The sequence below is a fragment of the Endozoicomonas ascidiicola genome, assembly GCF_001646945.1.
GTDB classification, from domain to species: domain Bacteria; phylum Pseudomonadota; class Gammaproteobacteria; order Pseudomonadales; family Endozoicomonadaceae; genus Endozoicomonas; species Endozoicomonas ascidiicola.
Genome location: NZ_LUTV01000005.1, coordinates 436,921 through 443,635, shown reverse-complemented (window position 1 = coordinate 443,635; position 6,715 = coordinate 436,921). Strand labels below are relative to the sequence as shown.

7 protein-coding genes are annotated in these 6,715 nt (G+C 46.8%); 3 read left to right on the top strand and 4 right to left on the bottom strand.

The features are described from left to right. From AKL11_RS15775 to AKL11_RS15760, 4 genes are all read right to left on the bottom strand, one after another. Positions 1 to 361: transposase (locus AKL11_RS15775; protein WP_172807313.1), on the bottom strand; the 361-nt coding region annotated here is incomplete at its 3' end. A gap of 261 nt (positions 362 to 622) precedes the next feature. After that, complete coding sequence (gene ilvD / locus AKL11_RS15770; protein WP_067519142.1) at positions 623 to 2,464, bottom strand: dihydroxy-acid dehydratase; 1,842 nt, start codon at positions 2,462 to 2,464, stop codon at positions 623 to 625. A gap of 300 nt (positions 2,465 to 2,764) precedes the next feature. Next, the gene (locus AKL11_RS15765; RefSeq protein WP_067519140.1) at positions 2,765 to 3,475 is read right to left on the bottom strand and encodes a DUF3581 family protein; all 711 of its coding nucleotides are present in this window, start codon (positions 3,473 to 3,475) and stop codon (positions 2,765 to 2,767) included. Positions 3,476 to 3,698: 223 nt separating this feature from the next. Beyond that, on the bottom strand, positions 3,699 to 3,968 hold the full coding sequence (locus AKL11_RS15760) for a hypothetical protein (RefSeq protein ID WP_067519138.1): 270 nt from the start codon (positions 3,966 to 3,968) through the stop codon (positions 3,699 to 3,701). A gap of 234 nt (positions 3,969 to 4,202) precedes the next feature. Here AKL11_RS15760 and AKL11_RS15755 point away from each other — a divergent pair, with 234 nt between their 5' ends. The 3 genes from AKL11_RS15755 to AKL11_RS15750 all read left to right on the top strand — a co-directional run bounded on the left by AKL11_RS15755 (position 4,203) and on the right by AKL11_RS15750 (position 6,484). After that, complete coding sequence (locus tag AKL11_RS15755) at positions 4,203 to 4,946, top strand: DUF975 family protein (protein WP_067519136.1); 744 nt, start codon at positions 4,203 to 4,205, stop codon at positions 4,944 to 4,946. A gap of 309 nt (positions 4,947 to 5,255) precedes the next feature. Then, positions 5,256 to 5,366 carry a cytochrome c oxidase subunit CcoM gene (ccoM, locus tag AKL11_RS26490; protein ID WP_281180376.1) on the top strand — a complete coding sequence of 37 codons (111 nt, stop codon included), beginning with the start codon at positions 5,256 to 5,258 and terminating at the stop codon, positions 5,364 to 5,366. Between the two features lie 95 nt (positions 5,367 to 5,461). Further along, complete coding sequence (locus AKL11_RS15750) at positions 5,462 to 6,484, top strand: CobW family GTP-binding protein (protein WP_095210425.1); 1,023 nt, start codon at positions 5,462 to 5,464, stop codon at positions 6,482 to 6,484. The last annotated feature ends 231 nt before the right edge of the window (positions 6,485 to 6,715 follow it).

Below are 6,715 nucleotides of genomic sequence, written 5' to 3'. Positions count from 1 at the left end.
CGTGGAAAAACGACAGATTATCTTTACGAAAATCCCCCAGTACTCTGAAATTCGGGCAGTTCATTTGTGAGATATACATGAACGCCAAATCCTGCCGGCATCGTCGTTCAATTTCCMGGGAACTGAAAACACCATGGCTGTAAGCGTAAATTAAGATAGAGACAATCAGCTTTGGAGGGTACGCATGCTGGCCGAGATGATGGTATTTTTTTCCGACTTCTAAAGTGTCGATTCTCTGAAAGAGCAGTTCGTAGGTAAAGCAATCGTGGTCGCTGGGAAGCAGGTCAAAGATGTTGGTTGGAAACAGCAAATGCTGGTTGAACTCAACAGGGCTATCCTTGAATTTTGGAGGTGGAGACATTTGGCATCATTATATTTGGTTTTGAGGTTTATCATAACTGATTTGGCTATTCTCGGTCAGCCTCCTAGGAGGCTGACCGAGAATAGGTTGCCCTACTGCGGTGGTAGTAAATTGGTCTAAAAAATCCGTTTTGCTCAGCAAATAGCACCACTATTCACTTCACAAAACGGATTTTTTATCCTCAATTTTCTACCATCCTCGCTACGGGCGCTATTCTCGGTCAGCCTCCTAGTCACAAATCATATGATCGGTGACTTATGATCAGTCGAACAAATCTAAATCGCGAATTGCGCCTTTGTCCGCACTGGTCACCATTTTGGCGTAGGCTTTCAAAGCTGTAGAGACTTTTCTCGGACGAACTTTTAACGGTTTCCAAGCACCTTTGCCTTTGGCACTCATGATTGAACGCCGGTGTGACAGTTCTTCCATGGACAGCTTCACATCAATGGTGCGAGCAGGAATGTTGATATGAATAATATCACCACTCTCCACCAAACCAATAGCACCACCAGCCGCTGCTTCCGGAGAAGCATGACCAATAGACAACCCTGAAGTACCACCGGAAAAACGCCCATCCGTCAGCAGCGCACAAGCTTTACCAAGCCCTTTGGATTTCAGGTAACTGGTCGGGTAGAGCATCTCCTGCATACCCGGTCCACCTTTAGGACCTTCATAGCGAATGATGACCACTTCACCAGCTTTTACCTGATCGTCCAGAATGCCTTTCACCGCATCTTCCTGGCTTTCGAATACGTGGGCGGAGCCTTCGAAGACGAGGTTATCATCGTCTACTCCAGAGGTTTTCACCACACAGCCGTCTTCTGCAATGTTGCCATAAAGCACAGCCAGACCACCTTCCAGACTGTAGGCATTATCCAGAGAACGGATACAACCCGCTTGTCTATCCTGATCCAGAGTATCCCAGCGACATGACTGACTAAAGGCTTCAGTCGTGCGAATTCCTGCCGGCCCGGCCTTAAAGAAAGTAAGTACATCGTCGTCCGATGTCTGCATAACATCCCACTGAGCCAGAGCATCTTTCACTGACGGGCTATGAATCATCGGGAGATCATTGTGCAGCAAGCCGGCACGATCCAACTCACCGAGAATACCCATAACACCACCAGCCCGGTGCACATCTTCCATATGGTATCTCTGGATATTAGGTGCCACTTTACAGAGTTGAGGAATCCGGCGAGAAAGCTCATCGATATTCTTCATATCAAAAGGCACGCCGCCTTCCTGCGCTGCAGCCAACAGGTGCAGAATGGTGTTGGTAGAACCGCCCATGGCAATATCCAGACTCATGGCATTTTCAAAAGCTTTGAAGTTGGCAACAGATCTTGGCAGAACAGAATCGTCATCCTGCTCGTAATAACGGCGAGTGATCTCAACAATGCGTTGCGCTGCATTCAAAAACAACTGTTCACGGTCTGCATGGGTTGCCAGCATGGAACCATTACCGGGCAGCGATAAACCAAGGGCTTCGGTCAAACAGTTCATGGAATTGGCGGTAAACATACCTGAGCAGGAGCCACAGGTCGGGCAAGCAGAACGTTCATATTCCGCAACGGTTTCATCATCCGCATCAGAAGCGGCAATGACCATGGCGTCTACCAGATCCAACCCATGTTGAGCCAGCTTGGTTTTACCCGCTTCCATTGGACCGCCAGAGACAAATACGACAGGAATGTTCAGGCGCATGGCTGCCATAAGCATGCCGGGCGTAATCTTGTCGCAGTTGGAGATACACACCAGTGCGTCAGCGGTGTGAGCATTGACCATGTACTCTACGGAGTCGGCAATGATGTCACGACTTGGCAATGAATAAAGCATGCCATCGTGACCCATGGCAATACCGTCATCCACCGCAATGGTATTGAACTCTTTGGCAACGCCACCGTGTTTCTCAATTTCACGGGCTACCAGCTGCCCCATATCTTTCAAATGAACATGACCTGGTACAAATTGAGTAAATGAGTTGGCAACCGCAATAATCGGCTTTTTGAAATCCCCATCGTTCATCCCGGTGGCACGCCACAATGCACGAGCACCGGCCATATTCCGACCATGGGTTGATGTTCTGGAGCGATAGACAGGCATGAAACAATCCCTCTATATGGCTTTATTCCTGATCAGCAGGTTCTGATTCAGCATCTCGGTTACATTCTTGATTATGGAAATACTGATTAAATTCATTCGGCACCATTATAAAAGTATACACGTGCCGTTTAGGGAAAATGCTGGCCTTGTAGGCGCTTCAGCAGTTTTCTTGTTTTTCTATGTTGCTGTGGTGGGTTAACCGCAGATTTTGCAATAGGATACCAAAGCCTAGCTGAAATGGCAGAGATATCCATCGGCACGCGGAAAAAATATGAAGATAGAGGTTGCAAAGACTGCTTTTTACGCCGAATAACGCTGCTGCCGGGCTCGATGACTTTCCACCATGGTATCAATGGTGTCCTGATCGTAAGGCCGCAAACCAGAGAGAATCATGGTTTTTTCACCCATTCCAACCACCTCACCATTATCACGGTAGACAAAGTTAAAGGTGACTTTCCCTCGTTTGCCATTAACGGCCAGCGTTGCACCTGTTGACTCCAGCTGCGGGTTGACCAGATCAACATGCTCCATTTTCAGTGTCATGCTGTCGTAAATCACCAGAGGTTTAACGGCATTGATCATAACCCCTTCGGACTTCATCAGGGGAACCAGCACATTAGGAAAACTCTCTCCGGAAAAGGCCACATAGCCTTTGATCAGTTGTTCGATCATTGCAGTATCACGGTTGCAGCTTCCCTGACTTTCAATCTCAAGATACATTTTGCCGTTCAGGTCACAAATACGTTTGCCGCCATCATCACCAGAAACAATCTCCAGTTCCACACCATCAGTCAGCATATCTCTGAAATGAAAGCGCATGCTGGCGTGCAGGCCCTCATTTAACAAGACTTTGGCAAATAGTAGATCCCCAGGAACACAAAAACGGGTGTTATCCACGTCATGGAGTGGATTAAAGTCATTAGCAACACGCTTGGCGAATTCGCTGGCCTGCTCGCGGGTAAACGAGAAATGATCCCCTGCCAGAGTAGTAGAGTATTCTTCTAGAAACATAATTTTCAGTTATTAAAAGCCAGTTATTAAAAGCCGCGCATGTATCTTAAACTAGCCCACAATGGCAAACCTACCAGTAATTCGTAGCTTTTTGTTTATTTCTGAAATTGACGTAAAGGCCACAACTGAGTCAACAGACTGCGTATCAAGGCCATCCAAGGCATTGTTTTATCTCTGGTTTCACATACAAAGCCAATCCGTCATTACTTATGCTTCGATCGCCTTATGCTTCAATCACCTGCCCCCGGTAAATTCTCTTTGATACTTTTTTGGCTTCCACGGGTGCTGCCACCACATCATCACCCAGCGCATGAACACACGCTTCCAACAATAAGCGCGTATCATCCATTTCCGTTTTCAACCTGTATGTCTGCAGTTGATCAACCAGATGATCGTCAGACAAGCTGATCACCTCATCAAACTCTTCCTTAATGTTCCGTCTTAAGGTCATCAGCTGTTCGATAGAGGTTCTTGATAGGTGAGTTACATGCACTGTTTTATCTCCTTAGTGAAACTAACGAATGACAACGCCCTGTTCTGGTGCCAAAAGAAGCGAGACTTCTCTTGAGCGGCCCTGCATAAACACTTTGCACTGTTTAGAAATGCAAAACAGATGCCAGCTTACTGAATACAGTTCTCACACTTTGAATTTAAAGAATCCCCCCCTTGTCTGATAAATTGTCTGATAAACTGCGCGAAAATAATGAAGCCATAATAAGGACATTCCATGTCACTTGATGACAACCCACGCACGCATCCTGATCCCGACAGACACAATCCTGTAGAGGCAGGTATGGCCGGTGATTACTCCATATCCATTGGTCATATTCTTGGTGAAGCCTGGCAACGCACCGGTGGCGCCAAATGGATTATCCACCTGGCGATGTTCATCTATTTCGGCATCAGCATTCTTGCAGGTATCGGGATCGCCATCATTTCCATGGTGCTTCCGGAAAGCGGGATGACGGAGATGTTCTACCAACTGCTGGAGATGTTCTACCAACTGCTGATGATGGCGGTTACCACGCCGCTATGGGCAGGTCTCTGGATGATTGGTCTGCGTCGAGCTGTGGGTGCCCCCGTTCGTGCCAGTCAGATTCTGGATTATTTTCATCTGACCCTGCCATTGCTTGGCCTGTATCTACTGATGACCGTTTTCACCGTGCTCGGCTTTTTATTGTTGATTCTTCCCGGCATTTATCTGGCCATTGCTTATTTATTGGCGATACCGTTGATGGTGGATAAAGGCCTTGCCCCCTGGGAAGCCATGGAAGCTTCACGCAAAGCCATCAGCAAGCGCTGGTTTACGGTATTTGGGCTAACACTGGCGATCTCATTTTTGAATCTTCTTGCCATGATTCCTTTCGGCCTTGGTTTGATCTGGACGCTTCCCATGACCAACATTGCCTTTGGTATTTTGTACCGAAATATTTTTGGTTGCAGTGACAAGTCCATGACGGCGACGTTTTAAACAATACCTTCAAGGTCAGATAGAATCTGGCCTTAAGCACCCAATCATATGAAATCATATTTTCAAACTCAGTGGTCAGTCACTCTACTACGTTACATCTCCAATCACATAGCTACACTATGCTCACTCCGATGTGCCTTGCATAGCAACTAACCACTAAGTTAGAAATATTCGATTTCATATAGTTGGGTACTTAAATACCCGCCATTCCGCAAATTATATTGACCCATATCAATTCCTTTTTCTGCCCACCCTTTACCCTGAATGCATACAAACATTCCAAAAACAATACATAAGAAGGAAATGACTATGTATCTTGACTCTGTCGTTATCGCAGGGGTTCTCGCTGTTCTGGCAACCATTATCGTTGTCGGTGGTGTTGTCGGGTTTATCATTAAAGATGCTCGCAGAAAACGCTGAAAGCGGTTCGCCTGAATCGTGCTGTATCAGGCTATCTATTTTGATTAACCAGTACTGCCTGCTAATATCCGACCAAATAGCAGGGCAGTATGACAATGCAGAAACAAATTCCTACCAACATCATCACCGGCTTTCTGGGTTCTGGTAAAACCACTGCCATTCTTCACCTTCTAAAACAAAAGCCCCCCGAAGAAACCTGGGCGGTGCTGGTGAATGAGTTTGGTGAAATCGGAATCGATGGTGCACTGCTTGATGGTGCATCGCTTGATGGCACCACCAAGCGAGATGACATCGCCATTCGGGAGGTACCGGGGGGCTGCATGTGTTGTGTTGCCGGTCTGCCCATGCAGATCGGCCTGAATATGTTAATTGCCCGTAGCAAGCCAGATCGCCTGTTGATAGAACCTACCGGCCTTGGTCACCCTCAAGAAATCATCAATACTCTGCAGGGTGATTATTACAACGAACTGTTATCACTCGAAGCCATTGTCTGCCTTGTGGATCCTAGAAATCTGGATCAACCTCATTATCTTGAAAACGATAATTTCCAGGATCAAATTCATCTGGCCGATGTGCTGGTAGCAACCAAAACAGACCTCTGTTCTGATCAACACAAAACGCTATTTGAAACATTTGTAAACCAACTGCCAGAACCATCACCCAAAACCGACTGGATAAGCGCCGGTAAGCTACCTGCACAGTGGTTGAGATTACCCCATCAAGCTCGACAGGCCACCAAGCCAAAAGCCCATCACTCCGCCAAACAAACCAGCCACCAGCATAATCAAGAGAGACCAGAATCACTCTCCATTCCCGAGGGGCAGAGCTTTGTACGCAAAGAAAATAAAGGTCAGAACCATTTCAGCTGCGGCTGGCTCTTTGATCACAGCACCCTATTCTCTTTTGACCAACTCTACTCACTGATTCTTGCCCAGAATGCTGAGCGCTTTAAAGGCGTTGTCATCACCGACCAGGGTATAAAAGGCTTTAATATGCAAGATGGGGTTGTCAGCATTATTGATCTGGAAGATGCCATGGACAGTCGGCTGGAAATGATCACCAATCAACCCGTTGACTGGAATGATCTGGAGAAGGCATTGTTAGCCGCTATCGTATAAGTGCCCGATCTATTGACTGGCCATCTTTGCTAGGAGGCTGACCGAGAATAGCCAAATCAGTTATGATAAACCTCAAAACCAAATATAATGATGCCAAATGTCTCCACCTCCAAAATTCAAGGATAGCCCTGTTGAGTTCAACCAGCATTTGCTGTTTCCAACCAACATCTTTGACCTGCTTCCCAGCGACCACGATTGCTTTACCTACGAACTGCTCTTTCAGAGAATCGA